This window comes from Kitasatospora sp. NPDC086009, from assembly GCF_044540385.1.
In the GTDB taxonomy this organism is placed as follows: Bacteria; Actinomycetota; Actinomycetes; order Streptomycetales; family Streptomycetaceae; genus Kitasatospora.
Genome location: NZ_JBITSA010000007.1, coordinates 293779 through 320090 on the forward strand (window position 1 = coordinate 293779; position 26312 = coordinate 320090).

The following is a 26312-nucleotide window of genomic DNA, read 5'->3' on the forward strand; positions in this document are numbered from 1 at the left end:
CGGCGACGGCGAGCGGGAGGCGGCCGACCGTGCCGACCAGATCGTTCCCGACGTCCCTGACGCGATGGGTCTGCTCGACCCGGTGCGGCCGGCCACCTGGATCAGCGGCCCCTCCGCGACCAGCGGCATCGAACTCGACCGCGTCGGAGGCGTCCATGGCCCGCGCACCCTGCACGTCGTCGTGGGCCGAACGGCTGAACACGCTGTCCCAGCCGGCCAGCCGGCCAGCCGCGAGCACGGACAAACTGCGCGGGGGTACGGCGCAGGAGGCCGTCGACCTGGCCGCCAAGTGCGGCAGGTACAGCCCCGCCCTGTGGAACAGCACGGTGAACACCCTGTTCGCGGCGGCCGCCGTCAAGGTCGTCGGCGGGGGAGACGCGGCGCAGATCCTCGCCGACGCGGCCAGGCAGGCCCAGGCCGAGATCGACCGGCAGCGCGCCTGAGGAATGCCCGGTCCGCCGCCGTCCGGCGCCCCGCGCTCCCGTCCGGGGAAGCGTTTTCCCGGGGCGGGGGTGATTCCCGGCGACGGACCGGGTGTTCCGCGGTGAGGCCCTGGTGGCGGGGGGATTTCGGCCGCTCGGCGGTGCGGGCCGGGAATTGCAAGCCGCCGTACTTCGGAATGCGCTCCGCCTTGTCCGGGCCCGCGGGAATTCCGGTGCGGGGCGGATTCCGGCGGGTCCGGCTCCGGATTCGGGTATTCGCTCCGGCGGGGATTCCGGGCGCCGCCCCGGCGGTCGGGATGCGGCCGGTGCGGGGCGGGGGCAGGGTCGAGGTATGAGCGGAGTGATCGTACTGGTCGAGCTGGAGCCGTCCACGGAGGTGCTGGACGCGGGAGAGGTCGACGTGGGCGCCCGGATCCGCTGGGTGCACGCGGCCCCGGCCGACCCGGAGGTGCCGGAGGACCCGGGGCCGGTCACGTTCTGCGGGATCGGCACGGGCGACCTGGAGCGCGAGAGCTACCGGCCGTCCGGGCCGGGGCAGCCCTGGTACCCGCCGTCCCAGCGGACCCGTCGGTGCCGCGCCTGCGAGTCCGCGCTCAGGGTGCTCTGAGTTCAGGGTGCTCTGAAGTTCAGGACGCTCTGAGCTGGTGGACCGGGGCCGGCCGGGCAGCGGGCCGTGCCTCTCCGGGCACGGTCCGCTGCCCCGAAAGGGCCGACCCGCCGGGTCAGGGGGTGGGTTCGGTGATCCGGCCGTCGTGGAGTTCGATCACGTGGTCGGCGAGTTCCATGAGGGTGGGGTCGTGGGTGGCGACGAGGGCGGTGACGCCTTCGCTGCGCACGACGGCGCGCAGCAGTTCCATGATGGCGCGGCCGGTCTCGGAGTCGAGTTGGCCGGTGGGTTCGTCGGCGATGATGAGGTCGGGCTGGTTGGCCAGGGCCCGGGCGATGGCGACGCGTTGCTGCTGTCCGCCGGAGAGTTCGGCGGGGCGCTGGTTGGCGTGGTCGCTCAGGCCGACGAGGGCGAGGAGGGTGCGGGCGCGCTCCTCGCGCTGGGGGGTCGGGACGTTGCGCAGGCGCATCGGGATCCCGACGTTCTCGCTCGCGGTGAGGACGGGGATGAGGCCGAAGGACTGGAACACGAAGCCGATGCGGTCGCGGCGCAGGGCGAGCCGCTGGTTCTCGTCGAGGCCGGCGAGGTCGGTGCCGTCGAGGGTGATGGTGCCGCCGGTGGGGGTGTCGAGGCCGCCGACGAGGTTCAGGAGGGTGGTCTTCCCGGAGCCGGAACGGCCCTTGAGGGCGGTGAGTTCGCCGCGCCGTGCGGTGAAGGAGACGCCGCGCAGGGCGTGGACGGTGCGGTCGCCGGTGCCGAAGCTGTGGGTGAGGTCGGTGACGGTGACCATGTCGGTGGTGACGGTGGCGGCCGGTTGCTGCGTCATTGGGCGTCCCCCTGGGTGTTCCTCGACTGAAGTGAAGTACTGATGACGGGCGTTCAAGCTGAGGTGTGCATGGCATTTTGATCGGACGTTGAACCGCGTGCCACGGCCGGCCCGTTGTTCCTGTCTCGCCGGGTGGGGGTCCGATGTACTGCCAACGCGGAGAATTTGCTCACTAGTTACATGATTCGCGCAAGTCCCTTCCGTTTGAAGAGCGAATCTGACAGCATCGTCCGCTATCCGGTGATCAAGCGCCGGTGATCACCGTAGCGGTGCGTAACAGGCGTCCATCCCGTGGCTGGAGAGTGCCCGGACGGCGGCGCCGGGCGCGACCGGGATGTTCCGGGGGAGGCAACAGGATGCTCGGCTTCGTCGTGCGCCGTCTGCGCGGGCGGTTGCCGTTGGCCGGCGCCGTCCTGCTCACGGTGCTGATCACCACGGCGGTGCTCACCGCGCTGGTGGCCTTCAACCGCACCGTGGGGGAGGCGGGGCTGCGGCAGGCGCTCCAGGCACCCGGCCAGGCCGCCCGGACCACCGTTCTGGTCAAGGCCGAGCACGGCCAGGACAAGCGGGCCGCCGACGACGCCGCGGTCGCCGGCTACGCCGGCCGGCTCTTCGGCGGACTGCCCGTGCACCACGAGAGCCTGACCCGCAGCCGCTCCTACGGCCTCCCGGCCGCCGCCGCCACTGCCACCGCTCCCGCCGCCGGCCAGGCCGCCGCGAAGCAGACCGATCTCACCCTGCTCGCCACGCTCGACCACGACCGGGTCACCCTGGTGGCGGGCGCGTGGCCGGCGGCGGCCGCGGCCGGGCCGGTCCAGGCGGCCGTGCCACAGGCGGCGCTCGCGAGGCTGGGCCTGAGCGCCGGGGCGCTGCCCGCCGAGGTCCGGCTGGACGACCGCCTGAGCGGCGCGCCGCTCACCGTCCGGCTCACGGGCGTCTACCGCGCCACCGATCTCGCCGACCCGTACTGGCGGTTGGACCCGGTGGGCGGCCGCGAGATCCTGGTCGGCGGCTTCACCACCTACGGGCCGCTGCTGGTCGACGACAGCGCCTTCACCGCCGCCGGCGTCCCGCAGAACGGCCGGAGCTGGCTGCTCGGCGCCGACTTCTCCACCGTCCGCGCCGCCGAGGCCGCCGCCGTCCGGGACCGTGCCGCGGGCCTCGCCGCGGAGCTCGGCACCTCGGCCGGCCTCCAGGTCTCGACCGAACTGCCGCTGTTCCTCCAGGAACTGGACTCCAGCGCGCTGGTCGCCCGGTCCACCCTGCTGATCGGCGCGCTGCAACTGGTGGTGCTCGCCGCCGCGGTGCTCCTGCTGGTGGTACACCTGATGGCGGCCCGGCAGGTGGGGGAGAACGCCCTGCTCGCGGCGCGCGGTGCCTCGGGTGTGCGGCTGGGCGCGTTCTCGGCGGCGGAGTCGGTGCTGCTGGCGCTGCCGGCGGCGGTGCTGGCGCCGTTGCTGGTCCCGGTGCTGCTGCGGGCCCTGACCCGGTTCGGCGCGTTGTCCCGGGTACCGCTGGACACCGGTCTGAGCTGGACCTTGTGGCCGGTCGCGGGTGTGTGCGCGCTGGCCTGTGTGGTGCTCACGGCGGCTCCAGCGGTGTTCCGCGGCGCGGGTGGCGCGGTGCTGCGCCGGGCGGGGCGCCGGCAGGCGCTGGTGGCGGGCGCGGTGCGCTCGGGTGCCGACCTCGCGGTGGTGGCGCTGGCGGTGCTGGCCTACTTCCAGCTGGCGCGTTACAGCGGCGGGCTGTCGGCGGATTCCGACGGCAAGCTGGGCCTGGACCCGGTGCTGGTGGCGGCTCCGACGCTGCTGCTGTGCGCCGGCACCCTGCTGGTGCTGCGGCTGCTGCCGTTCGCCGCCCGGCTGGGCGGCAGGCTGGCGGCGCGGGGCCGGGGCCTGGCGCCGGCCCTGGCGGGGTGGCAGCTGGCACGCCGGCCCGGGCGCGCCGCGGGGCCGGTGCTGCTGCTGGTGCTGGCGGTGTCGACGGGGGTGCTGGCGCTGGGTCAGCATGCCAGCTGGTCGGGATCGCAGCGGGACCAGGCGGACTTCGTGTCGGCGGGCGGTCTGCGGATCTTCGGGTCGGCGACGGCGTCGATGGGGCAGGGCGGCCGGTACGGGGCGCTGCCGGGCGGTGAGCGGCTGGTTCCGGTGGTCCGGCAGGAGAGTTCGCTGCCGGGCGGTGCGGCGGGTCAGCTGCTGGCGCTGGACGCCGCCGGGTTCGCGGACCGGGTGCCGGTGCGGGCGGACCTGCTGGGCGGGCAGAGCGCCCGGGAGGTGTTCGCGCCGCTGGCCGGGCCGGCCCCGACCGGGGCGCAGGCCGGGCTCCCGCTGCCGGGCAGCCCCCGGCGCATCGACGTCGAGCTCACCAATGTGCCGGCCGCCCAGGCAGACGCGCGCCCCGAGGTCTGGCTGATGCTGCGCGACCGGTTCGGCGCCACCTTCCGGGCCCCGCTGGCCGGGGTCCCCGAGCAGGGCGGCGCGGTGGCCACCGCCGACCTCTCGGCGCTGACCGGCGCGCCGGTCGGCTCCGCCGCCGCGCCGCTCACGATGGCCGGGCTGGTCGTGGTGTTCGGCTCGGACCGCGTCGTCCCGCTCAGCGGCACGCTGACCGTCGGGCGGATCGGCCTCGCCGACAGTGCCACCGGACCGGCCACCCCCGTCGCCGCCCCGGCCGGCCTCGCCTGGACCACCGTCGCCGCCTCGGACGACGAGCTGTCCTCCTCCGCGGTCCTACCGGTGGCGGAGGGCGAGGGCGAGCGGCAGCTGCTCAAGCTCCACTACGAGAAGGGGCACGGCGGCAGGAACAGCGCGGAGGCCGTCGTCGCCCCCGCCGGCGCCCCGGCTCCGAAGGGGATCTCCGGGGTCGCCACCCGCGCCTATCTGACCGCGGTGGGAGCGGCGGTCGGCGACCTCGTCCAGGTGCCGTTCGCGAGCGTCACGCTTCAGGTCGAGGTGACGGGCGTGGTGGAGTCGCTGCCGGTGGTCGGGGACCGGGCGGTCGTCGTCGACCTGGCCACCGTCGCGCGGCAGATCGGCGCGGGCGGCCGGCAGCTGCCGGCCGTCTCCGAGTGGTGGCTGCCCGCCACCGGGCCGGGGGACGGGGTGCCGGCGGCGGCGGCCGCGAAGCTGCGCGCCGAACCCGGGGGGCAGCAGCTGGTGGTCCGCGACGAGGTGGCGGCTGAGCTGCTCGCGGACCCGATCGGTGCCGCGCCGCAGAACGCGCTCGCCGCGATCGCCCTGGTCAGCGCCGTGCTGGCGGCGATCGGCTTCGCCGCGGCGGCGGCGGCCTCGGCCCGCGAACGCGCGGGGGAGTTCACCGTGCTGCTCGCGCTCGGCACCCCGCGGCGCCGGCTGAGCCGGACGGTCGCCGCCGAGCAGGGCGTGCTGGTCGCGCTGGGCAGCGTGGTCGGGCTGGCCCTGGGCGCCCTGACCGTCCACCTGGTGGTGCCGCTGGTGGTGCTCACGCCGTCCGCCCACCGGCCGGTGCCCGAGGTGCTGGTCGACCTGCCGTGGGGCCCGGCCCTGCTGCTCGCGGCCGCGATCACGGCCGTTGCCCTGCTGTCGGCCTCCCTGAGTGGGCGCCGCCGCCGTCGAGACGTGGCCGCCCGGCTGCGGTACGTGGAGGAGATGTGACCACCCCGGCCGACACCGGTACCCCCCGCCCCGCGCCGAGGCCGGAGCACCGCCCCGCGCCCTGGGTGCGGACCAGACTGCGGACGGCGCCGCTGGCCGCCGCGCTGATGGCCGCGCTGGCCTTCGTCACCGTCCTGCTGGCCGCCGCCTTCCCGCGCGCCGTCGACCGGGGCACCGACGACGCGCTGCGCGAGTTCCTGCACGACCGAGGCCCGTCCTGGACCAGCCTGCTGGCCACCGGGCGCCACCAGTACGACGCCGCCGACCTGGACAGGGTGGCGGCGAAGCTCGCCTCCTACCCGAACGAGACCTTCCGGTTCGCGGCGAGCGGCCCGGTCTACGGAACGCGCAGCAACAAGTCGCGCCCGATGCTCAACACCGGGTACGCACGCCCCGACGAGGTGCCGCCCCAGCTCGACCTGGTCTCGCTGCACGGCCTCACCGACCGGGTCACCCTGGTGGCCGGCCAGTGGCCCGGCGCCGGCGGTGGCGACGGCCCGGTGCCGATCGCGATCAGCAAGGCCGCCGCCGACACCATCGGCATGCACCTCGGCGACCTCGTCGACGCCGGATCCTCGCTCACCGGCGAGCCGGTCCGGGCCGATGTGGTCGGCGTCTACGTGGCCAACGACCCCGACGACCCGTACTGGGTGGGCCTGCCGTGCCCCGAGCGCGCCTGTCGGGAGGCCACCGCCAAGGTCAAATGGCGCACCGGCGGTGTGGTCTCCCCCGACGCGACGGACCGGATCGCCCCGTGGGGCGGCGGCGCGACGGACTTCTGGCGGCTGCCGGTCGACACCGCCGCCCTGCGCGCCGACCAGCTGGACCGGACCAAGGAGGAGATCTCCTCCTACCTCGCCGGCTCCACGGCGCTGCGCCTCACCACGCTGACCGGCCGCGAGGACCTGCGGGTCGGCTCGGAGCTGCCCGAGCTGTTCGGGCAGGCGGTGGCGCGCCGGGACGCGGCGGCGCCGTTGGCGGCGGTCGGCCCGGCCGGGCTGGCCGGGGTGGCCGTGGTGGTGCTCTGCCTGGCGGCGGCCCTGGCCGGGGACCGGCGGCACGGTGAGCTGGCGCTGCTGCAGGCCCGCGGCGGTTCGCGGGGCGGGGTGGTACGGCGGTTGCTCGGCGAGGGCGCGGTGACCGTGGTGCCGGCCGCGGTGGTGGCGACCGGACTGGTGTGGTGGTGGCTGCCGACCCCCCGGTGGTGGGGATCGATGGTCGCGGCGCTGGTGGTGCTGCTGCTCGCGGCGCTGGGTCTGCCGGTCCGGGCGGCGCTGCTGTGGTCGGCGCGGCGTGCGCCGGGTGGCTGGCGCCGGCTGGTGGGTGAGCTGGTGGTCGGGGCGGTGACGGTCGCGGCGGTGCTGGAGGTCCGGCGCCGGGGTGTGGTGCCGCCCGGCGACGGGCTGGACCCGTTGCTGGTGGCGGCGCCGTTGCTGTTGGCGCTGACGGGTGGGCTGGTGCTGGCCCGGGTGCAGCCCGTGCTGGTGGGCCTGTTGGCGCGGGCGGCGGGCCGGGGTTCGGGGGTGGTCGGCTTCCTGGGCCTGGCGCGGGCCGCGCGGGGATCGGGCGGCCGGCCGCGTCCGTCGGTGCTGCCGGTGTTCGCGCTGATGCTGGCGGTCACGACGGCCGGCTTCGGCGCCACCGTGCTGGACGCCGTCGACCGTGGCCGGGCGCAGGCCGTCCGGAGCGCGGTCGGTGGCGACGCGGTCGTCGGGGCACCGACCGGTGCCGTGCTCCCGCCCGGCTTCCTCACGGCGGCCGGCGCGCTGCCCGGGGTGCGGACGGCCACCGCCGTGTGGTGGGACAACGACGTGTTCCTGCTGGGCAGCGACGCCGGGCCGATCCGGGTCAGCACCCTGGTCGTGGACCCGGGGACGTACGCCGAGCTGTCCCGGGCCGTCGGTCGCGGCGCCTTCGACCCGGCCGTCCTCACGGGTGACGACGGCGGGATCGACACCCCCGTACCGGCCCTGTTCAGCACCGAACTCGCGCGGAGGATCGGTGACGGGGGCTACCGGCTGCGGATGCCCAACGGGTGGGAGCTGCTCGCCAGGTCGGCCGGTACCCTCGACGGCACCCCGGCACTGGAGAGCTCCACCCGACGCTTCGTGGTGCTCCCGGCCGGCCCCTCGACCGCGCGCTTTCCCGAACTCAAGCGTGCCAACCTGTGGTTCGCCACCGGCGACATCGACGAGCGGCAGCTGAAGGGGCTGATGCGCGAGCTGGCACCGGTGCAGCTGCGCGACGGCTCCCCGGAGGGCGCCGCGGTGTCGGCCTCGGCCTCGGCGTCGACGCCCGGGCCGGCCGCCGCGCCTTCGCCGTCCGGGACCGCCCCGGCGGCCCAGGCACCGGCCGAGTCCGACGCCGACGCGGTGCCGACCGGGTACCTGGTCCGCACCAGTGCCACCCGCTCCGCCGAGCTGGCGAACGACCCGTTGCAGCACTCGGCGGCCCGGCTGTTCTGGGCGGCGGTGATCGGCGCTGCCGGGTTCGCGCTGCTCGCCGTCCTGCTGACGCTGCTCCGGGCGGCTCCGGAGCGGGCGGCCGTGCTGGCACGGCTGCGCACCATGGGGCTGCGGCCCCGGCAGGGGCTGGCGTTGATCGTGGCCGAGACGCTACCGCAGACCCTGGTCGCGGCCGTCGGCGGCGGCGTGGTGGCGTGGATCGCGGTCGCCCTGCTCGGTCCGGCGATCGACCTGTCCGCGTTGGTCGGCGCACCGGTTGCGACCGGGCTGCGGCCGGCGCTGCTGCCGGTGCTGTTCCAGGTCCTCGGTCTGGCGGCGCTGGTCACCGCGGGTGTGCTGGCCGAGGCGCTGATCTCCGGCCGGCGCCAGATCAGCACCGAACTGCGGGCGGGGGACCAGCGATGACCGGCACCCGGCCCGCGCGGCCACCGGCCGGCGGCGGGGCGTTCGGCAGCGGGGCGTTCGGCGGTGACGGGGCCCCCGGCCGGGCGTTCGGCAGGGGAACCAACGCGTGGCAATCGCGACCAGGAGCGCACCCAGGCGCAGCGGCGACAGGAGATCAGTGGTGAGCAGTGTGTCCGAGGGCGGGGCGGTCGTCGAGGGCCCGACGCTCGACGAGTTGCGGGAGCGGGCGCTGGCGGCCTCGGCGCCGCGGGTGGTCGCGGGGGACGCGGCGATCGTCTGCGAGCGCCTGGTGCGGATCTTCAGCGCCGAGGGCGTGGAGGTGCAGGCGCTCCAGGGCCTTGAGCTGACGATCCGTCAGGGTGACCTGGTGGCCCTGGTGGGCGCGTCGGGCAGCGGGAAGTCGACGCTGCTGACGATCCTGGCGGGGCTGGACGTGCCGACCGCGGGGACGGCCACCGTGGCGGGCTGCGACCTGCTGGAGATGTCGGCGCGGGAGCGGCTGCGGTACCGGCGCGAGGTGGTGGGGTTCATCTGGCAGCAGACCGCCCGCAACCTGCTGCCGTTCCTCACCGCGGCCGAGAACATCGCGCTGCCGATGCAGCTGCGGGGCCGCGGCGGCGGCGCGGCCCGCTCCCGGCAGCAGGCGGCCCGGGTCGCCGAGCTCCTGGAGGCGATGGACCTGGGCGACCTCGCGCACCGGCGCCCGGGTGAGCTCTCCGGCGGCCAGCAGCAGCGGGTGGCGATCGCCGTCGGCATGGCCAACAACCCGCCCGTCCTGCTCGCCGACGAGCCGACCGGTGAGCTCGACTCCGAGACCGCGGCGGGGATCTTCGAGACCTTCCGCACCGTCAACCGCGAGCTGGGTGCCACCGTCGTCATCGTCACCCACGACCCGATGGTCGCCGGTGAGGTGCGCCGTACGGTCGCGATCCGGGACGGCCGTACCAGCAGTGAGGTGCTGCGGCGGACGGTGACCGACGAGTACGGCGAGGAGTCGGTGAACGAGACCGAGTACGTGATGCTGGACCGGACCGGCCGGGTGCAGCTGCCGGTCAAGTTCCTGGAGGCGCTGGGGATGGAGCACCGGGTCGCGGTGGACCTGGGCGCCGACCACATCGCCGTCCGCCCGGACGACATCGCGGGCCACTGACGCGTCCGCCCGGCCGCACCCGCCGCCCGGCCGCACCCGCCGCCCGGCCGCACCCGACGCTCGGCCGCACCCGACGCTCGGCCGCACCCGCCGCCCGGCCCCGGGGCGGCGGGGCCGGGCGCGATGGGATACTGGACCGGACGTTCCGGGGCGAGAGGTACCGCATGAGCAGCCGCGTGAGAGTGCTGAGAAAGCAGAACCGGCTGAGCCTGGAGGCGCTGGCGGCCCAGGTCGGGGTGACCAAGAGCTACCTCTCCAAGGTGGAGCGGGGGCTCAGCGACCCCTCCATCTCGACCGCGCTCAAGCTGGCGCACGCGCTGAAGGTCGACGTCGGCCGCCTGTTCGCGGAGGACGTGGAGCCCGAGCTGATCACGGTGGTCCGGGCCGGCGAGCGGACGCCGATGGCCGACGGCACGGGCCCCGGCGCCCCGCACTACGAGGGCATCGCGACCGGTCTCAGCGGCAAGCGGATGGTGCCGTTCATGATGTACCCGCCGCTGGAGCTGGGCGACTCGCCCTTCAAGTCGCACGCGGGTGAGGAGTTCTTCTTCGTCCACGCCGGGGCGGTCGAGCTGGAGTTCCCCGAGCGGACGGTCCGGCTCGCCCCGGGGGACAGCGTCTACTTCAACTCGGCGCTGCCGCACCGCTGCCGGAGCACCGGTCCGGAGCCGGCCGCGATCCTCGTGGTGATCCACGACGACCCGGCCGGCCCGTCGGACCGGGTGCCCAGCCTGCCCTGACGCGTCGTCAGTCCAGTGCCGCGAGCAACTCGGCGAGGTGGGTGGTGCGTTCGTCGTCCAGCGGTAGCAGCGGCTGGCGCGGCACGCCGACGTCCAGCCCGCGCAGGGCCAGGCCGGCCTTCACGGTGGTGGGCAGGCCGCCCCGCAGGATGAACTGCAGGAGCGGCAGCTGGCGGTAGAAGGACCGCCGGGCGGCGTCCAGGTCGCCGACCCGCACCGCCCGGTGGAGTTCGAGCACCGCCTCGGGTATCAGGCAGGGCGCGGCGGTGCACCAGCCGGCGGCGCCGGCGGCGAACGCCTCCAGGGCCAGCGGGTTGCTGCCGTTGAAGAACGGCAGCTCGCCGCCGGTGAGCTGGCTGAGCCGGTGCATCCGCTGCACGTCGCCGCTGCTCTCCTTCACCATGGTGATGTTCTCGACCCGTTCGACCAGTGAGACCATCAGCTCGGGGGAGAGGTCGACGCCGCTGGTGGCCGGGTTGTTGTAGATCATCACGGGGACGGAGACGGCGCCCGCGACCTCGGTGAAGTGGCGGACGATCTCGCGTTCGTCCAGCTTCCAGTACGACAGCGGCAGGACCATCACGGCGTCGGCGCCGACCTGTTCGGCGAACCGGGCCCGGCGGACGGCCTTGCGGGTGGTGAGGTCCGCGATGCCCACCACGGTGGGCACCCGCCCGGCCACCGCCGCCATCGAGGCCTCGGCGGCGGTGAACCACTCCTGGTCGTCGAGGTAGGCGCTCTCCCCGGTCGAGCCGAGCGGGGCGACGGCGTGGCAGCCGGCCTCGACCAGCCGGTCGATCAGGGTGCCCAGGCGTGCGGTGTCGAGACCGCCGTCGGTGGGGGAGAACGGGGTCACCGGGTAGGCGATGATCCCTTCCAGGGTCGGACCCGCCATGTCAGCGACCGCCTTCCGGGGCGAGGGAGTCGAGCGCGTCGCCGTGGCCGGCCCGCAGGGCGCGGCGGGCGTAGTAGGCGAAGGACGCCTGGCCGCGCTTGGGGGTGGAGATCCAGTCGTGCGCCTCGCGGGCCAGCAGCTCGGGGATCTCCTGGATCCGTCCGGCGGCCGAGGCCAGCAGCTGGAGCCGGGCGGCTCGCTCGAACAGCACCGCGAGGACGCAGGACTCCTCGACGGTGCCGGTGGCCACCAGCTGTCCGTGGTGGGCGAGGAGCAGGGCGCGCTTGTCGCCGAGCGCGGCCGTGATGATCTCGCCCTCCTCGTTGCCGACCGGGATGCCGGGCCACTTCTCCAGGAACGCGCAGTCGTCGTAGAGCGGGCAGAGGTCCATGTGCGAGACGATCAGCGGCTTCTCCAGCATCGACAGCGCGGAGATGTGCAGCGGGTGGGTGTGGATGATGCACTCGACGTCCGGGCGGGCCCGGTAGACCCAGCTGTGGAAGCGGTTGGCGGGGTTGGCCATCCCCTCGCCCGCCAGGACGTTGAGGTCCTCGTCCACCAGCAGCAGGTTGGACTCGGTGATCTCGTCGAAGCCCAGGCCGAGCCGCTGGGTGTAGTAGGTGCCGGGTTCCTCGGCGCGGGCGGTGATCTGGCCGGCCAGGCCGGAGTCGTGTCCGGCGTCGAACAGGATCCGGCAGGTGAGCGCGAGCTTCTGCCGGGTGGTCCAGCCGTTGTCGGGGATGGCGCTCTGCATTCTGCGGTGGGCGAGGTCCACCAGCTCCGCCTTGGTGGCCGTGAGGGTCTCTGCCATCGGCTGTGCTTCTCCTTCGTAGGGGAACGCCCGGGCACGGCGCGGCCGTTGGACAGGCGTGGCCGCCGTGCCGCCCGCCGGGAGCGACGGGCGAGGACACATTGTTCACCCTAGGACACCTTGTGTCCTGGCGTCGACAGCGTGCCCGCTACGAGGGGCGAAGCAGCTACCCGCTACCCGCTTCCGCCCGCTCGACGCGACGTCAGATGCCGCCCCCGCAGCCGCCACAGCCTCCGCAGCCGCTCCCCCCGCAGCCGGAGGAGCCGCCGCACCCCGAGGACCCGCCGCAGGCGGACGCCCCGCACCCGTGCCCCGAGCCCGCGTCGCCGCCGGAGGCGCCGCACCATCCGCCGACACCGGCCCCGCCGTCGCCGCCCTGCCGGCCGGTGCCGGACGCCACCTGGCCCGGCACGGCCGCCTGCTGGGCGGCAGCGGCCACCAGGGCCGTCTGCAGCGCCTCGTCCTTCACCGACAGCACCCCGTTGACCGCGACCGCGCCCAGCGCCGTCAGGCCCGTGGCCAACAGGACCTCCGGAACGACGTACTCGCGGTTGAACTGGGTCGAGCGGCTGGTCGAGGCGCCGATCTCGCGGAGCTTGTGGCGCACCCAGCGCGGTACCCGGTCGCCTCCGGGGCGGACCAGTCGGACGATCACCGTCATCTGCACCGCGGCCCCCGTCACGATCAGCATGCCCGGCCAGTTCGGCCGGTGCGCGGAGCCGTCGAGGAGGACGACCGCGCCCGCGACGGCCGCCACCAGGAGCGGGCCGAGCGGTGCGGCCAGCAGCACCAGCCGGCTGCGGGCGTAGCGGCGCCGCAGCTTGCGGCTGATCAGCAGCCGATCCGCCTCCAGTCGGTCGCCGATGCTCTGGACGGCGGCGCTCCGGGCGACCTCGGCCCGCAGGGTGGCGAGTTCCGCGCGCCGCAGCGGGCCGGTGGCGTCGATCACGGCCTGCTCGACCGGGTCGTCCGCGGTGGTGCCGGTGCCGGTCAGGGTGACCTGGCCCGCCCGGGAGACCACCAGCCGTCCCCCGCCCTCCAGGGCGGCCAGGGCGGTGTCCACCACCCGGCCGGGGCCGCCGGCCAGGAAGGCCACGTCGAGCAGCGGCAGTTGCCGGTCGAGGCGGACCGCTCGCTCGACCGCGTGGTCCCTCGCGATCGCGCCACCCAGGCCGACGAGCCAGGCCGCGAGCGTCAGCCCGGCCGAGATCCAGAAGTACGCGTCCCACCCCATCGCTCGGCCCCCCTGCCGCGGCGCCGCGCGCGCCCATGGCTTGAGGGTCCCGCCAACTGGTCTGCCGAGCAAGGGGTTTGGAAGTGGCGAGGCGAGGTCAGCCGTCGTCGCCGATGCGTCGGATCAGCCCGCTGCGCTCGGCCTCGGAGCGGAGGTCCCGCTCCGGCTCGCCGCGCCTGCCGCGGTCGCCCCGGGCGGCGGCGGTGCAGAGCGCGAAGACGAGTACGGCGCTGGCCGCCACGGCGAGGATGCCGAGCGCGGTGAGGACGCGGAGCCAGGTCACGGCAGATGCCTCCGGTGGGCGGTGCGACGGGAGTTGTGCCGGGTATATCGGCAGGACGCGCCGTAGGATCGAGTGTCCACGGGCGGTTCCGTGGGACATCCGCCGCAGCACCGGGAGCACGCGCGGGCACTCGAAGCGTCGGCAGCGCGCGGTGCTCCTCGACACGCGCCCCCGGAGCCTTTGCGCGCCCCGTCGGCCGCCCGCGGCCCCTGACCCGGCCGCCGCGATCCCGTCAGCCGCCCGTGACCCGGCCGCCCGTGGCCCCGTCGTCCGCCCCCGGGGCCTCCCGTCCCTCCTCCGGTCCCGCCTGCGCCAGCAGGGTCCGCAGGGCGTCGAAGTCCGGCTTCCCGGTCGCGCTCAGCGGCAGCTCCGGCAGCACCAGGATCGTCGACGGATCACCGTGCGGACCGCCGCGCTCCCGCGCCCACCGGTGCAGCTGCCGCGCCGTCACCCCCGCCCCGGGCCGGGTGGTGACCGCGGCGTGCACCCGCTCCAGCCGGTCCGGGCCGGTGGTCGCGAACATCACCGCCTCCCGCACCGCCGGATGCGCCAGCAGAGGCCGCTCGACATCGCGCGGGAAGACGTTGTGCGCGTCCACGATCGCCATCGGCCCCAGCCGCCCGGCCACCGTCAGGTACCCGGCCGCGTCCAGGCTTCCCAGGTCCCCGGTGTGCAGCCAGCCGCCGCGCAGCACCCGGGCCGTCAGCGCCGGATCACGCCAGTAGCCGGACATCACCGTCGGCGTCCGCACGCAGATCTCCCCGGTCCGGCCGGCCGGCAGCGGCGCGCCCGCCTCGTCCACGATCCGGACCTCGGTGTCCGGGAGCGGCCGCCCGGCGGTGGTCAGCAGCCTCGGATCGAGGTGCTCGTCCGGGGTGAGCCGGGTGACCGGCCCGCACTCCGTCAGGCTGTACGTCTGGTGCAGCACCCGGCCGATCCGGCGGGTCGCCTCCGCCAGCCGTTCCGGGGCGGCCGGGGACCCGGTGTACGTCACCCGGCGCAGGCTGCCGGTGTCGGTCCGGGCGAGTGCGGGGTGGTCGAGCACCCGGTAGAGCAGGTGCGGCGGCAGGTACACCCGTGACACCCGGTACCGCTCGACGGCCGCCAGGACCGCCTCGGCCTCGAAGCCGTCCTGGAGCACCACCGTGCCGCCCGCCGCGAGGGCCAGGTCGGCCGTGGTGCCGCCGCCGTGGCACAGGGCCGTGCAGAGCAGGAAGGTGGACGCCGCCACCAGCTCCGGCCGGGGCGGCCGGGCGAAGCGGCGCAGCACCCCCTTCGGCCGGCCGGTCGAGCCGCCGGTGAACCGGATCGCCATCACGTCGTCCGGCCGCCAGCGGGGTGCCGGCGGGACGGGCGGGAGCGGCGCGGCCAGGGCGGTGAGGTCCGCCCCGACCGGGGTGGGGCCGAGGGCCAGCGGCAGCACGGCGGGGAGCGCCCCGGCGAGCTGGCGCGCGGCCGCGGTGAACCGCTCCGGGGCGAAGACGAAGGCGGCGGTCCGCGCCTCCTCGGCCATCGCGACCTGGTCCGCCACCGACCGGTCGGTGGGCAGCATCGCGACCCGGCAGCCGATCAGGTTCGCCGCCAGGCGCACCAGCACCGCCTCCGGCCGGTTCCCGGCCAGCACGGTGACGCCGTCGCCGCGCCTAAGACCGGCGGCGGCCAGCGCGTGGGCGAACCGGTGCACGTCGTCCAGGCACTCCTGCGCCGTCAGCGACGACTCCCCGTACCGCAGCGCGACCCGGGCCGGATCGCGGGCCAGCCCGTCGAGGACCAGCCCGGTGTGCGTGGCCGTCCCGGTGCCCGCCGCCGGCCCCGCCGGCCCCGCCGGCCCCGCCGGCCCCGCCGGCCCCGCCGGCCCCGCCGGCCCCGCCGTCCGCGCCGTCCGCGTCCTCGTCACGCGCCGTCTCCCGACTCCCGATACCCGCGTCCGATCTGACAGTCCATCACATCACCCCGCCGTCCGGCGGCCGGGCCGGGGGGTGCGGGCCGGGGGAGCGGCCCCGGGGGCCGGGCCGGGGACCGTGCGGTCCGGAGGGCGGTCGGTGTTGTTATCGTTCCAGGTCGGGCACCGACGGGGATGAGTGAGCACCATGGACAGGCCGACCACGCCGGGCGGGCGGACCGCGGTACGGCAGGGGGCGCAGACAGCGATGGAACCGCGGGGCCTGGTCGATCTCAGGGGCGCGGCCGGTGAGTCCTTCACCGTCCGCTACCCGCCGGGCGCGGTCGTGGTGGTCTCCGGACTCCCCGGCAGCGGCAAGAGCACCCTGCTGCGCCGCTGGTCGGACCGGAGCGGGGCGGCCGCCACCGTCGACCCCCGGGCCGTGCACGAGGCCTGCGCGGCGGTGATGCCGGCCGCCCTGCCGTACGCGGTCTACCGGCCGTGGGCCCGGATCGAGCACTTCCGCCTGCTGCGCGCCTCCGTCCGCCGGGGCGGTCCGCTGCTGGTGCACGACTGCGGCAGCCGGGCCTGGATGCGCCGCTGGCTGTCCGGCGTCGCCGCCCGTCAGGGCCGTGAACTGCACCTCGTCCTGCTGGACGTCGGCGCCGTCACCGCGCTCGCCGGTCAGCGGGAGCGCGGGCGCTGGGCCCCGCGCCGGGCCTTCGCCCGCCACCGCCGCGGCCTCGACCGGCTGCTGGCGGCCTTCACCCGGCACGCCGCGGGCGCGGCCGGCACGCCCACCCCGGAGGCCGCCTCGGTGTTGCTGCTGGACCGGGTCTCCCGGGAACGCGCGGAGGCCGTCCGCTTCGGCCCGGCCGAGCCGGCCCGGTAGCGCGGCTCCGCCGCGGCGACGGGCCGGTCGCGGGTGCCGGGTGGCCCGTGGTGCGCGGCGGGGCGGCAGGGGACACTGGGGAGGTAGCGCAGCAGCTGACCCGTCTTCAGGGAGGTCGTCCCGCATGGCCCGCAGTACCGCCACCGAGAGCCCGTGGTTCCGCCGGTTCCACTCCCACGACACGGCGCCCGCCCGGGTCGTCTGCTTCCCGCACGCGGGCGGGTCGGCGAGCTACTTCCTCGACTACGCGACCGCCCTCGCGCCGTACGCCGACGTGCTCGCCGTCCAGTACCCCGGCCGGCAGGACCGCTTCGGCGAGCCCGGGATCGACTCCGTCACCGGTCTCGCCGACCGGGTGTACGAGGCGCTGCTGCCCCGGACCGACCTGCCGCTGACCTTCTTCGGGCACAGCATGGGCGCGGCCGTCTGCTTCGAGGTGGCGCGCCGCTTCGAAGCGGACGGCGCGGCCGGCCCGGCCCACTTGTTCGTCTCCGGCAGCCGCGCGCCCTCCCGGCCCCGGGAGTCGGCGGTGTACCGGCTCCCGGACGACGAGCTGCTCGCCGAGGTGTCCGAGCTCGGCGGCACCGACGCACGGGTCCTCGCCGACCCGGAGCTGCGGGCCGTCATCCTGCCGGCGCTGCGCAGCGACTACACCGCGATCGAGACGTACCGGTGCGCGCCGGACGCCGTGGTGTCGCCGCCGGTGACCGCGCTGACCGGGGACGCGGACCCGCGGGTCTCGCTGGACGAGGCCGGCGGCTGGGCCCGCCACACCACCGGCGCCTTCGAGCTGGAGGTGTTCCCCGGCGGCCACTTTTACTTGGCCGAACAGCGGGACGCGGTGCTGGAGGTGGTGACCGCGCGGCTCCGGGGGTGAACGGCCGCGGGGGCGGGGGGAGTCGGGCTCGTGCACGAACGAGCCCGGCGGCGGGGGCGCCGGGCGACGCGGGCGCGGGCGGCGGCCCCGGGGCGACACCAAAAGTTGACACGCTTGTGACAAGCCGTCACGCGTAAAGCCTTCCCCAAGTGCTCACTGATCTGGCATGTTGCGTTCAAACTCCGTGCGAACCCCTCACGCACGGGCCGATCGGAGGACACACGTGTCACCCCTGATATCCCGGCGGCTCGGTCGCCCGGCCGCCGCGCTCGCCGTCCTCTCGGCCCTGGCGCTGGCCGTCCCCGGCGTGACGGCCACCGCCGCCCCCCTCGCGGCCGCCGCCCCCACGGCCGCCGGGGCGCCCGCCGCCGCCGGTGTGCCGACCGCCGCCGCGGCGCCCGCCGCCGCCACCGCCCCGCAGGTCGCCGCCGGCTGGGCCGCCGGGACGCGCGCCTACCTGGTGATCAGCGCACCCGCCGACACCGCGGCCGCCAGGAGCGCCGTCACCGCCAACGGTGGCACGGTCTTCGCGAGCTACGACGCGATCGGCGTGATCGTGGCCCACTCCACCTCGGCCGGTTTCGCGACCGCGGTGCGCGGCGCCGCCGGTGTCCAGCAGGTCGGCGCGACCCGCACCTCCGACGTGCCGGCCGACGCCTACAACCCCGCGCTGCCCGCCAACCCGGCCCAGGCGGCCACCACCCTCACCGAGTCGAACCGCTGGGACATGACCCAGATCAAGGCCGACCAGGCGTGGGCCGTCAGCACCGGCTCCGCCACCGTCAAGGTCGGCGTCCTCGACACCGGGGTGGACGACCAGCACCAGGACCTCGCGCCGAACTTCGACGCCGCCGACTCGGCCTCCTGCGCCTACGGCAAGGCGGACACCCGCACCGGCGCGTGGCGGGACGTCGACACCCACGGCACCCACGTCGCCGGCACCATAGCGGCGGCCAAGAACGGCAAGGGCGTCGTCGGCGTCGCCCCGGGCGTGAGGATAGCCTCGGTCCGGATAGCCGAACCGACCAGCACCCTCTTCTACGCCGAGAACACCGTCTGCGGCTTCGTCTGGGCCGGTGACCACGGCTTCAAGGTGACCAACAACAGCTACTACACCGACCCGTGGCAGTTCAACTGCCCGGACAACGTCGACCAGGCGGCCATCATCGAGGGCGTCAAGCGCGCCCAGGAGTACGCCGAGGGCAAGGGCTCGCTCCAGGTCGCCGCGGCCGGCAACTCCGACTACGACCTGGCCAACAAGACGACCGACAGCGAGAGCCCGAACGACTCGACGCCGGTCACCCGGACCATCAGCAACGCCTGCCTGGACATCCCGACCGAGCTCCCCGGCGTGGTCACCGTCGCCGCCATGGGCAGCGGCAGCGCCAAGGCCTCCTACTCCAACTTCGGCAAGGGCGTCATCGACGTCGCGGCCCCCGGCGGCGACGGCGCCAACGGCGTCTACTCGACCCTGCCCGGCGGCAAGTACGGGACCAAGAGCGGCACCTCGATGGCCTCCCCGCACGTCACCGGCGTGGCCGCGCTGATCGCCAGTGCCGACCCGACGCTCACCCCGGCCGGCATCCGGGCCCGCCTCGCCACCCAGGCCAACGACGTGGCCTGCCCCGGCTCGGACGGCCGCTGCACCGGCACCACCGCGAACAACGCCTTCTTCGGCGAGGGCCAGGTCGACGCGCTGAAGGCGGTCGGCGGCACCACCACGCCGCCGACCGGCACGTACTTCGAGAACCTGACCGACGCGGCGATCGCCGACAACGCCACGGTGGACAGCCCGATCGCCGTCACCGGCGTGACCGGCAACGCCCCCGCCGCCCTCAAGGTCGGCGTGGACATCAAGCACACCTACCGCGGTGACCTGGTGATCTCCCTGGTCGCCCCGAACGGCACGGTCTACCTGCTGGAGGACTTCGCGAACGGCGACAGTGCCGACAACGTCGCCAAGACGTACACCGTGAACGCCTCCGCGAGCGCGGCGAACGGCACCTGGAAGCTCCGGGTCAAGGACGGCGCCTCCGGCGACACCGGCACGATCGACGCCTGGAACCTCACCTTCTGATCCCGCGTCCGGTCCCGCCCGACAGCCCTGTGCTCCGCCGCCCACCGGGCGGCGGAGCACAGGCGTTCCGGGAGCCGCCGGCGCGCCCGTCAGAAGGCGACGATGCCCTCGCCGCCGACCCCCTGGGGCACGGTCTGCGAGCCCAGCGCGGTGAGCGAGCCGTCGGGGTCGATGGCGAACTCGTCCACGACGCCGTCGACCCCCGTCTGGGCGTAGAGGTAGCGCCCGTCCGAGGACACCGCCGCGTCGACGGTGCCGGGGTGGGTGGGCGTGTTGCCCAGCGCGGTCAACTGCCGCCCGTGGTCGGCCGTCCGGAAGCCGCTGAGGGTCGAGCTGCCCGCGTTCGAGGCGTACAGCAGGTCGCGGACGGCGACGATCCAGCAGGTCGCCGACTGGCCGGTGGCCGCGAAGGCCTGCTGCGAGGCGGTGCCGTCCGGGTGGACGGCGAAGGTCGCCACGGCGTTGGTGCCCGCCTCGGCCAGGTAGAGGCCGTGCCGGCCGTGGGGGACGAAGGCGAAGGGCACGGCGCCGGGCAGGTGCGTCACCACGGGGGAGTCGGCGGGGGTGCCGGAACGGTCGAGGCCGAACACCAGCAGGTTGCTGCCGTTGGCCTTGGTGGTGACCACCAGCTGGTCGCCCTCGCCGGTGAAGCCCACCTGGCCGGGGGTGTTGGTGAACTGGGGCGTGGCGTTCGGGTCGAGCCCCAGGCAGCGGTTCCAGTCGGCCCGCTCGTGCAGGCGGCCGTCGTGGACGGTGTAGCCCTGGACCGAGCCGCCGTCCAGGGCGTTGAGCACGAACACCGCGTCGTCGTGCACGGCGACGCTCACCGGGAAGCGTCCGCCGGAGCCGACCACCTGCCGCAGCGCGAGGCGGTCGCCGTCCACGGAGAAGACCGAGACGGTGTCGCTCCCGGCGTTCACGGCGTACAGCAGGGCGTGCTCCGGGTCGTAGGTGAGGGACCCCTGCGAGGCGAGGTGGTCGGCGACCGACCCGTCCAGCACGCCGCCGAGCCCCTGGGTGTCGTAGCTGCCCGCCGGGGTCAGCCGGCCGTCGTCCGCGCGCCGGTAGGCGATGATCCGGTTGCCCGCCGGGTCGTCGGTCTGGACGAAGACGGCGTGGTGGCCGCCTCGGGTGTGCGGGTCGGCCTCGGGGGTCGAGGCGGCGACGGACGGGGCACCGACGACGGCCGTCGCGAGCGCGGTCGCGACGGCCAGGGCGAGACGCGTGGTTCTCTGCACGGTGTACTGCCTCCTTGCGGATCGGGGTCGACGTCTCGCGGGAGGCCCCGCGTCTGCGGTCGAGCCGGAACCGGTCATCGTGGCCGCGAGCCGAGACGACGTGGACGAGGGCTGCGCCGGGCGTCCTCGCGAGGCGGACCGACGACGGTTCGCCCGCTGCTGCCCCGGGCACTGCCCTGCGCTGACAAGATAGGTGACGGTTTGTCGGAAACCACGGAATTGCCGGGTTCGGCCTCGCCGCGCCGCGGGACCACCGCGCGCGGCGGGTGGGGCGGGGCTTGTTCTTGAATGAGCGCTCAGGTATGTTTTCCCCATGCCCAGGCCACGTGAGTTCGACCCCGACGCCGTCCTCGACCAGGCGATGCGGCGGTTCTGGGAGCGCGGCTACCGGGCGACCTCCATCGAGGATCTGGTGAAGGCGACCGGGGTCAAGCCCGGCAGCATCTACAGCGCGTTCCCCGGGGGCAAGCACGCGCTCTTCGTGAAGTCGCTGGAGCGCTATTCGAAGCTGGTCGTCCCGCAGAAGCTCGGGGAGCTGGAGGCGCCGGGCGCCTCGGTGGCGCAGGTGCGCGGCTACTTCGACGGGCTGGTCCGCGACCTGCTCAGCCCCGAGGGGCGGCAGGGCTGCCTCCTGGTCAACACCGCCATCGAGAAGGCCGCGGAGGACGACGAGGCGGCGGCCGTCGTGCGCGGCCACCTGGCGCGCCTGGAGCGCTGCATGACCCACGCCCTGGAGAACGCCGTCCGCCGGGGCGAGGTCAGGAGCTCGCTCGACGCGGCCGGCAGCGCCAAGCTGCTGGTGGCGACCTGCCAGGGGCTGATGGTCGTCGGCAAGGCCAATCCCGACGCGGCGGTCCTGCGGGCCGTCGTCGACAACGCCTTCGTCGCGCTCTCCTGACGGGCGCGGCGTTCCCGGGCCACCGTACGCGGTGGCCCTCTCTTTCGGCCCCATAGTTGAATGACTACTCAAGAATGAGGTTCGGACATGAAGGCCATCGTCATCTCCGCCCACGGCGGCCCCGAGGTGCTCGCCGTCACCGAACTGCCCGACCCGGTACCCGCCGACGGCGAGGTCCTCGTCCGGGTCAAGGCGTTCGGTCTCAACCACGCCGAGGCGTACATGCGCAGCGGGGCCTGGGGCCCGGTGGCGGCCGTCCCCGGGATCGAGTGCGCCGGCCTCGTCGAGGCCGACCCCTCGGGCGAACTCCCCGTCGGCACGCGGGTGGTGGCGATCCTCGGCGGGATGGGGCGGACCCGCAACGGCAGCTACGCCGAACTGGTGACCGTCCCGGCCACCCATGTGGTGGCCGTGGAGTCCGGGCTATCCTGGGCCGATCTGGCCGCCGTGCCCGAGGTGTACGCCACGGCCCACAGCGCCCTGCACGGAAACCTCGCCCTCCGGCCGGGGGAGACGCTGCTGGTCCGGGGCGCGACCTCCTCGCTCGGGCAGGCCGCCGTCAACCTCGCCGTCCGGCTCGGCGCCGACGTGCTGGCCACCACGCGCAACCCGGATCACGGGCCCCTGCTCAAGGACCTCGGGGCCGTCGACGTGCTCATCGACGACGGAAACCTGGCCGCGGAGGTCGGCCGCCGGGGCCTCGTCGTCGACGCCCTGCTCGACATCGTCGGCAACAGCGTGCTGCGCGACTCGCTGGCCGCGGTCCGCCCCCGGGGCCGGGTCTGCCAGGTCGGCTTCCTCGGCGGCTTCGCACCGGTGGCCGACTTCGACCCGATGGCCGACCTGCCCGGTGCGGTCGGGCTCAGCTTCTTCGGCAGCGCCTTCGTCCTGGGCACACCGGCGTTCCCGCTCGCCGACGTGCCCCTGGAGGCGATCTGCGCCGAGGTCGAGGCGGGCGTCCTGAAGGCCCGCCCGACCCGGGTCTTCAGCTTCGGCGAGATCGTCGAGGCCCATCGGGTGATGGAGGCGGGGCAGGCCCTGGGGAAGATGGTCGTCGTCGTCGACTGACGCGGCCCCGGCCCGGAGCCGGGCCGGCCGCCACCGCGGGCCGGACGCACCCCCGAGGAGCTGACCCGCCGGCGGGTCCGGCGCCGGGGCGGCCCGCCACGCCGACGCGGCGCCTCAGCGGTCGACGGCCGATCGAACACGCCCCGGACAACGGGCGGGAGCCGCGGCCCGGTCGCGGTTCCCCGCGGCTTCACCCAGGGCAGAACGCCGTGCCCTTCCCACGGCGCCCGGGATCCCTAGGCTGAAGGTGTGAGCACTCCTACGCCGAACGAAGCCCGCGTCATCCCGCTGCGCCCGCCGGTCTCACCCGGCCCCGGTGCGGCCGCCCGCCCCCCGCAGCGGCCGGCGGGGGTCCCCCCGACCCCCGCGCCCCGGGAACCCCTGTGGCGCGACCTCGTCGGCGACGCGCTGCGGCGCGAGCGGCAGGCCCAGGAGCGGACGTTGAAGGACGTCGCGGAGGCGGCCCGGATCTCGGTGCCGTACCTGTCGGAGCTGGAGCGCGGACGGAAGGAGGCCTCCTCCGAGGTGCTCGCGGCCGCCGCCCGCTCCCTGGGCCTCGGCCTCGCCGACCTGCTCTCGCTCGCCCAGGACGAGCTGGCCCGGGGCGAGCTGGCCCGGGGCGGGCTGGCCCGGGCCGGGCGCGGCCGGGTGGCGCACGGCTCGGTGGGTCACGGCTCGGTGGGCCGGGGGCGGGTGTCGTCCCCGTCGCGCCACGACGGTCTCTGCCTCGCGGCCTGACCGCGACCGCGCGTCGCGCGGGCCGGCCCGGCGGCAAACGCCGCCGGGCCGGCCGCCATGCGCTCGCCGTCCGACCGGCCCGCGCCCACGACCCCGGGCGGGGTCAGACGAGCGCGTTCCGCCGGCTCAGTACCTCGTCGGCGAGCCCGTAGGAGACGGCCTCCTCGGCGCTGAGCACCTTGTCCCGGTCCATGTCCGCCCGCAGCGTCGCCACGTCGTGACGGGTGTGCCGGGCGAGGACCTCCTCGACCTGGGAGCGGATGCGGACCATCTCCTTGGCCGCGAGGCTGAGGTCGGAGACGGTCCCCTGCCGGCCGCCACTGGCCGGCTGGCCGAGCAGGACCCGTGCGTGCTGGAGCACGAACCGCCGTCCGGGGTCTCCGCCGGCCAGCAGCACCGCCGCCGTCGACGCGGCCTGCCCGACGCAGAACGTGGAGATCGGCGCCTGCACGAAGGTCATCGTGTCGTAGATCGCCATCAGTGAAGTGAACGACCCTCCCGGCGAGTTGAGGTAGAGCGAGATCTCGCGCTCCGGGTTCTCCGACTCCAGGTGCAGGAGCTGGGCGATGACGACGTTGGCGAAGCCGTCGTCGATCTCGGTGCCGAGGAAGATGATCCGCTCGTTCAGCAGCCGACTGAAGACGTCGTAGGACCGCTCGCCCTGTGCGGTGCGCTCGATGACGTAGGGAACCGTGTACGACCCCATGTCAGAGCCCCATCCGCGGCCGCGAGGAGGCCGGGCGGACGTCGGCGAGCGACTCCAGGACCCGGTCCACCATCCCGTACTCCCGGGCCTGTTCGGCCGTGAACCAGCGGTCCCGGTCGCCGTCCCGGGTGATCGTCTCCTCGCTCTGCCCGGTGTGCTCGGCGATGATCCGCTCGATGGCCTTCTTGGTGAACTGGAGGTTCTCCGCCTGGATCTCGATGTCCGCGGCGGTGCCGCCGATGCCCGCCGAGGGCTGGTGCATCATGATCCGCGCGTTCGGCAGCGCGAACCGCTTGCCGGGCGTCCCGACGGTGAGCAGGAACTGGCCCATGCTGGCGGCGAACCCCATCGCCAGGGTGGAGACGTCGTTCGGGATGAGCCGCATGGTGTCGTAGATGGCGAGGCCCGCGGTGACCGAGCCGCCGGGGCTGTTGATGTAGAGGCAGATGTCGGTGCGCGGGTCCTCCGCCGACAGCAGCAGCAGCTGGGCGCAGACCCGGTTGGCCGACACGTCGTCGACCTCCGTGCCGAGGAGGACGATCCGCTGGGCGAGCAGTTGGGCCGCGAGGTGGTCGTCGAAGCGGGTGGGCGGCCGGGAGCCCTCGTCCGCGCGGGGCGGGGCCGTGGTGAGGGGAGTCATCGGGATCTCCTTGTCGATGCGGGATGCCGTCGACCCCACTCTTGCCCCCGGAGGATCCCCGCAGGGCGATTCTCTGCCCGCCGCAGATTCGCCGAGGGCAGAGCCGACGGGACGGCCCGCGGTCGCCGGCCGGGTACCGCGCCCTCCCGCTCGCCTCCGGTCCACGGCGGCGTGCGGGCGCGGGGCGGGCGTGCGGCGGACGGCGGCCGCGCCGGCCGAGGGCGGAGCGGTCCCGGGCGCCCCGCAGCGCCGGGCGGGTGAATCGGGCGGCGCGTCGGACGGTGGCCGCGTGTTCCGGACCGGTTCCGAGGATGGTCGGACCCAAGGATGAACGGGTTGGCGGATCGTCGGGTACCGAGGGGGCACGGATGGGTGGCCACGGCGGTCGGCTCCTGCTCCTCCTCCTGCTGGCACTGCCGAGCCTGGCGGCGACACCTGCCGGGGACGGGGACTGCGCCGGGCTGGCGCTCGCCGTCCGGGTGAACACCGTGACCGTCACCGGACCGGCCGGCCCCGCCGTCCGGGGCGGCACGGCCGTGGTCAAGGAGTACCGGCTCACCAACGCCGGGGAGACCGGCCTGCGGGGGATCCGGGTGACCGACGCCGGCCGGCCGGTGCCCTGCCCCGAAGCCGGACCGCTGGCGGTCGGCGCCACCGTCGTCTGCACGCTCCGGCTCACCGCCGAGGCCGGTGTCCACGACACCACCGCCACCGCGCGCGGCCGGTCCGGACAATCCGACAGGGAGGTGGCGGCCACCGCCCCGTCCGGCTACACCGGCGTGGTCAGCGCGCTCGGCCTGGCGGTCGACGCCGCCCCCGGTGCGCCCGGATCCGGCACCGCCGACCTCCGCTACACGGTGGCCGACCTGGGTGACCGGCCGTTGTACGACCTGCGGCTGCGTGACGTGCTGGTGCCGGACGGGATCGACTGCGGCGACGGCCCGGCGGCGCCGGTGGCGCTCGGGCCCGGCCGGACGGTGCGGTGCGCGGCGGTGCTCCGGCGGCCGCCAAGCACGTACCGCAGCGCGGCCGAGGTGACGGGCTCGGACGGCATCACCACGGTCGGCCCGCGCGGTGAGCCGGTGCCGCCGCCGCTGCTGGTCGCGCGCGCCGGGACGGACGTCACGCTGGCCGCCGGACCGTCGGAGTACCCGCCGGAGAACCCGTCTGAGAACCCGCCGGAGAACCCGCCGGGCACCGCCCCCGGGCCCGTGGTCCCGCCCGGGACCACACCGGGCGGGACCACGGTGCCGGGGGCGCCGGCCGTACCGCCGCCCGGCACGACCCCACCGGGCGAGCCGGCCGCGGCGGATGCCCCCGCCGTGCCGCCGCCCGGGCCCGGAGCCGCGGTGTCGGCCCCGGCCGCCCCGGCCGCCCCGGCGGCTCCCGCTCCCGCCCCTGCTCCCGCTCCCGCCCCGGCCCCCGCCCCGGCCCGGGCTCCCGCGCCACCCCCCGAGCCGCCCGCCGTGCCTGCGGTGCCCGCCCTACCCGCCCTGCCCGCCGATGTCCCGGTGCCTGCGGCGCTCGCGGCGACCCCCGCGCCCTCCGCTCCGACCGTCCCCGCCCCCTCCCCGGAGCCGTCCCCTTCGCCCGCGGTCACCGGCAACCCCTCGGTGGAGGTCGCCACCCCCACCGCCGCCGCCACCCCGGTCGGCCCGCACCACGCCGCCGGGTCCGGTCGCACCCCGCGCCCGGGCGGGCGCTCGCCGGACGCCCTGCCGGTCGCCTCCGTCCTACTGGTCGTCCTGCTGCCCGCCGCCGCCGCGGTCGCGGCGCTCTCCCGCTTCCGCCGCTGAAACCCCGGG

At 75.5% G+C, this 26312-nt stretch carries 22 protein-coding genes and 1 pseudogene; 14 read left to right on the forward strand and 9 right to left on the reverse strand.

The features are described from left to right. Positions 1 to 34 precede the first annotated feature (34 nt). The 3 genes and pseudogenes from ACIF6L_RS20045 to ACIF6L_RS20055 all read left to right on the forward strand — a co-directional run. A pseudogene (locus tag ACIF6L_RS20045) lies at positions 35 to 184 on the forward strand (LUD domain-containing protein); the annotation flags it as partial. Beyond that, entirely contained in the window at positions 156 to 443 is a 288-nt protein-coding gene (locus ACIF6L_RS20050) for a hypothetical protein (RefSeq protein WP_396486266.1), read from the forward strand. The pseudogene ACIF6L_RS20045 and the gene ACIF6L_RS20050, both read left to right, overlap by 29 nt. Before the next feature lie 331 nt (positions 444 to 774). Beyond that, complete coding sequence (locus tag ACIF6L_RS20055) at positions 775 to 1050, forward strand: hypothetical protein (protein ID WP_396486265.1); 276 nt, start codon at positions 775 to 777, stop codon at positions 1048 to 1050. Between the two features lie 115 nt (positions 1051 to 1165). On the opposite strand, the gene ACIF6L_RS20060 is transcribed toward ACIF6L_RS20055, so the two are convergent. Further along, positions 1166 to 1876 (reverse strand): ABC transporter ATP-binding protein, encoded by a 711-nt coding sequence (locus tag ACIF6L_RS20060; RefSeq protein WP_329485883.1) that lies wholly within the window; start codon positions 1874 to 1876, stop codon positions 1166 to 1168. A 356-nt stretch (positions 1877 to 2232) separates the two neighbouring features. Here ACIF6L_RS20060 and ACIF6L_RS20065 point away from each other — a divergent pair, with 356 nt between their 5' ends. The 4 genes from ACIF6L_RS20065 (at position 2233) to ACIF6L_RS20080 (ending at position 10268) form a co-directional block, all read left to right on the forward strand. Further along, positions 2233 to 5508 carry an FtsX-like permease family protein gene (locus ACIF6L_RS20065; protein ID WP_396486264.1) on the forward strand — a complete coding sequence of 1092 codons (3276 nt, stop codon included), beginning with the start codon at positions 2233 to 2235 and terminating at the stop codon, positions 5506 to 5508. After that, positions 5505 to 8378, forward strand: coding sequence for a hypothetical protein (locus tag ACIF6L_RS20070; RefSeq protein WP_396486263.1), 2874 nt, complete (start codon positions 5505 to 5507; stop codon positions 8376 to 8378). The genes ACIF6L_RS20065 and ACIF6L_RS20070 overlap by 4 nt, the downstream gene beginning before the upstream one ends. Positions 8379 to 8538: 160 nt before the next feature. Next, on the forward strand, positions 8539 to 9528 hold the full coding sequence (locus ACIF6L_RS20075) for an ABC transporter ATP-binding protein (RefSeq protein WP_396486262.1): 990 nt from the start codon (positions 8539 to 8541) through the stop codon (positions 9526 to 9528). Positions 9529 to 9704: 176 nt separating this feature from the next. Beyond that, on the forward strand, positions 9705 to 10268 hold the full coding sequence (locus tag ACIF6L_RS20080; protein WP_396486261.1) for a helix-turn-helix domain-containing protein: 564 nt from the start codon (positions 9705 to 9707) through the stop codon (positions 10266 to 10268). Positions 10269 to 10275: 7 nt separating this feature from the next. Here the strand turns inward: ACIF6L_RS20080 and ACIF6L_RS20085 are convergent, their stop codons facing one another. The 5 genes from ACIF6L_RS20085 to ACIF6L_RS20105 form a co-directional block, all read right to left on the reverse strand. Then, positions 10276 to 11163, reverse strand: coding sequence for a dihydrodipicolinate synthase family protein (locus ACIF6L_RS20085; RefSeq protein WP_396486260.1), 888 nt, complete (start codon positions 11161 to 11163; stop codon positions 10276 to 10278). Between the two features lies 1 nt (position 11164). Next, the gene (locus ACIF6L_RS20090; RefSeq protein ID WP_380387103.1) at positions 11165 to 11974 is read right to left on the reverse strand and encodes an aldolase; all 810 of its coding nucleotides are present in this window, start codon (positions 11972 to 11974) and stop codon (positions 11165 to 11167) included. Between the two features lie 202 nt (positions 11975 to 12176). Beyond that, positions 12177 to 13208, reverse strand: coding sequence for a TIGR04222 domain-containing membrane protein (locus ACIF6L_RS20095; protein WP_396486259.1), 1032 nt, complete (start codon positions 13206 to 13208; stop codon positions 12177 to 12179). A 97-nt stretch (positions 13209 to 13305) separates the two neighbouring features. Then, complete coding sequence (locus ACIF6L_RS20100) at positions 13306 to 13491, reverse strand: hypothetical protein (protein ID WP_359804548.1); 186 nt, start codon at positions 13489 to 13491, stop codon at positions 13306 to 13308. 232 nt (positions 13492 to 13723) lie between these two features. After that, positions 13724 to 15388 carry an AMP-binding protein gene (locus ACIF6L_RS20105; RefSeq protein ID WP_396486258.1) on the reverse strand — a complete coding sequence of 555 codons (1665 nt, stop codon included), beginning with the start codon at positions 15386 to 15388 and terminating at the stop codon, positions 13724 to 13726. 193 nt (positions 15389 to 15581) lie between these two features. On the opposite strand from ACIF6L_RS20105, the gene ACIF6L_RS20110 reads away from it, so the two are divergent. The 3 genes from ACIF6L_RS20110 (at position 15582) to ACIF6L_RS20120 (ending at position 19219) form a co-directional block, all read left to right on the forward strand. Then, positions 15582 to 16265 carry an AAA family ATPase gene (locus tag ACIF6L_RS20110; RefSeq protein WP_396486257.1) on the forward strand — a complete coding sequence of 228 codons (684 nt, stop codon included), beginning with the start codon at positions 15582 to 15584 and terminating at the stop codon, positions 16263 to 16265. Positions 16266 to 16389: 124 nt separating this feature from the next. Continuing rightward, positions 16390 to 17142 (forward strand): thioesterase II family protein, encoded by a 753-nt coding sequence (locus ACIF6L_RS20115; RefSeq protein WP_396486256.1) that lies wholly within the window; start codon positions 16390 to 16392, stop codon positions 17140 to 17142. Between the two features lie 223 nt (positions 17143 to 17365). Further along, on the forward strand, positions 17366 to 19219 hold the full coding sequence (locus tag ACIF6L_RS20120; protein WP_396486255.1) for a S8 family serine peptidase: 1854 nt from the start codon (positions 17366 to 17368) through the stop codon (positions 19217 to 19219). Positions 19220 to 19308: 89 nt separating this feature from the next. Here the strand turns inward: ACIF6L_RS20120 and ACIF6L_RS20125 are convergent, their stop codons facing one another. Further along, the gene (locus ACIF6L_RS20125) at positions 19309 to 20457 is read right to left on the reverse strand and encodes a lactonase family protein (RefSeq protein ID WP_396486254.1); all 1149 of its coding nucleotides are present in this window, start codon (positions 20455 to 20457) and stop codon (positions 19309 to 19311) included. A gap of 313 nt (positions 20458 to 20770) precedes the next feature. On the opposite strand from ACIF6L_RS20125, the gene ACIF6L_RS20130 reads away from it, so the two are divergent. From ACIF6L_RS20130 to ACIF6L_RS20140, 3 genes are all read left to right on the forward strand, one after another. Beyond that, positions 20771 to 21355, forward strand: a complete 585-nt coding sequence (locus ACIF6L_RS20130) for a TetR/AcrR family transcriptional regulator (protein WP_352294014.1) — start codon at positions 20771 to 20773, stop codon at positions 21353 to 21355. Positions 21356 to 21442: 87 nt separating this feature from the next. Beyond that, on the forward strand, positions 21443 to 22423 hold the full coding sequence (locus ACIF6L_RS20135) for a zinc-binding dehydrogenase (protein ID WP_396486253.1): 981 nt from the start codon (positions 21443 to 21445) through the stop codon (positions 22421 to 22423). A gap of 249 nt (positions 22424 to 22672) precedes the next feature. Continuing rightward, the gene (locus ACIF6L_RS20140; protein WP_396486252.1) at positions 22673 to 23161 is read left to right on the forward strand and encodes a helix-turn-helix domain-containing protein; all 489 of its coding nucleotides are present in this window, start codon (positions 22673 to 22675) and stop codon (positions 23159 to 23161) included. 103 nt (positions 23162 to 23264) lie between these two features. Here ACIF6L_RS20140 and ACIF6L_RS20145 read toward each other — a convergent pair whose 3' ends face one another. Both ACIF6L_RS20145 and ACIF6L_RS20150 read right to left on the reverse strand, forming a co-directional pair. Further along, the gene (locus ACIF6L_RS20145) at positions 23265 to 23867 is read right to left on the reverse strand and encodes an ATP-dependent Clp protease proteolytic subunit (RefSeq protein WP_352294008.1); all 603 of its coding nucleotides are present in this window, start codon (positions 23865 to 23867) and stop codon (positions 23265 to 23267) included. 1 nt (position 23868) lies between these two features. Continuing rightward, entirely contained in the window at positions 23869 to 24507 is a 639-nt protein-coding gene (locus tag ACIF6L_RS20150) for an ATP-dependent Clp protease proteolytic subunit (RefSeq protein ID WP_352294006.1), read from the reverse strand. Positions 24508 to 24875: 368 nt separating this feature from the next. Here ACIF6L_RS20150 and ACIF6L_RS20155 point away from each other — a divergent pair, with 368 nt between their 5' ends. Then, entirely contained in the window at positions 24876 to 26303 is a 1428-nt protein-coding gene (locus tag ACIF6L_RS20155) for a hypothetical protein (protein ID WP_396486251.1), read from the forward strand. Positions 26304 to 26312: the final 9 nt, after the last annotated feature.

Coding starts and splice junctions, on each gene's coding strand:
- ACIF6L_RS20050 (WP_396486266.1), top strand. CDS start 156: ATGGCCCGCGCACCCTGCACGTCGTCGTGGGCCGAACGGCTGAACACG.
- ACIF6L_RS20055 (WP_396486265.1), top strand. CDS start 775: ATGAGCGGAGTGATCGTACTGGTCGAGCTGGAGCCGTCCACGGAGGTG.
- ACIF6L_RS20060 (WP_329485883.1), bottom strand. CDS start 1,876: ATGACGCAGCAACCGGCCGCCACCGTCACCACCGACATGGTCACCGTC.
- ACIF6L_RS20065 (WP_396486264.1), top strand. CDS start 2,233: ATGCTCGGCTTCGTCGTGCGCCGTCTGCGCGGGCGGTTGCCGTTGGCC.
- ACIF6L_RS20085 (WP_396486260.1), bottom strand. CDS start 11,163: ATGGCGGGTCCGACCCTGGAAGGGATCATCGCCTACCCGGTGACCCCG.
- ACIF6L_RS20090 (WP_380387103.1), bottom strand. CDS start 11,974: ATGGCAGAGACCCTCACGGCCACCAAGGCGGAGCTGGTGGACCTCGCC.
- ACIF6L_RS20095 (WP_396486259.1), bottom strand. CDS start 13,208: ATGGGGTGGGACGCGTACTTCTGGATCTCGGCCGGGCTGACGCTCGCG.
- ACIF6L_RS20110 (WP_396486257.1), top strand. CDS start 15,582: ATGGACAGGCCGACCACGCCGGGCGGGCGGACCGCGGTACGGCAGGGG.
- ACIF6L_RS20115 (WP_396486256.1), top strand. CDS start 16,390: ATGGCCCGCAGTACCGCCACCGAGAGCCCGTGGTTCCGCCGGTTCCAC.
- ACIF6L_RS20130 (WP_352294014.1), top strand. CDS start 20,771: ATGCCCAGGCCACGTGAGTTCGACCCCGACGCCGTCCTCGACCAGGCG.
- ACIF6L_RS20135 (WP_396486253.1), top strand. CDS start 21,443: ATGAAGGCCATCGTCATCTCCGCCCACGGCGGCCCCGAGGTGCTCGCC.
- ACIF6L_RS20145 (WP_352294008.1), bottom strand. CDS start 23,867: ATGGGGTCGTACACGGTTCCCTACGTCATCGAGCGCACCGCACAGGGC.
- ACIF6L_RS20150 (WP_352294006.1), bottom strand. CDS start 24,507: ATGACTCCCCTCACCACGGCCCCGCCCCGCGCGGACGAGGGCTCCCGG.
- ACIF6L_RS20155 (WP_396486251.1), top strand. CDS start 24,876: ATGGGTGGCCACGGCGGTCGGCTCCTGCTCCTCCTCCTGCTGGCACTG.